We start from the raw sequence: 361 nt of genomic DNA, 5'->3' as shown, positions 1-361 counted from the left end.
TTGGTGGCGGTGCAGGTGCTGGAGTTGCTGCCAATAAACGTGACCGTACTGGTGCAGTGATTGGTGGAGCTTTGGGTGGTGCTGGCGGTTATACCGTAGGTAAAAATATGGGTGGTACTAACGGTGGTTATATTGGCGCGGGCTTAGGTTCTGCCGGTGGTGCAATCTTGGGTAAAAAAGTAAGTGAAGACCGCCGTTATGATGATCGATACGATCGTGATGAGCGTCGCTATAATGACCGCTATGACCGTCGTTATAATAGCTACCACTACAACGACCGTCACGACAATGGCCGTCATTTAGGCTGGAATAAACGTCGTTAATTCTAAAGATTCAATCTAAAGCACCTACGGGTGCTTTT

At 48.2% G+C, this 361-nt stretch carries 1 pseudogene; it reads left to right on the top strand.

Annotation, left to right across the window (positions count from 1 at the left end):
* Nucleotides 1–323: pseudogene (locus B2Y23_RS13255) on the top strand (hypothetical protein); the annotation flags it as partial.
* Nucleotides 324–361 lie beyond the last annotated feature (38 nt).

The organism is Acinetobacter sp. UBA5934 (assembly GCF_002430855.1).
In the GTDB taxonomy this organism is placed as follows: domain Bacteria; phylum Pseudomonadota; class Gammaproteobacteria; order Pseudomonadales; family Moraxellaceae; genus Acinetobacter.
Note: the sequence above shows the minus strand (reverse complement) of the source record. Positions and strands in the feature narration are given on the sequence as shown.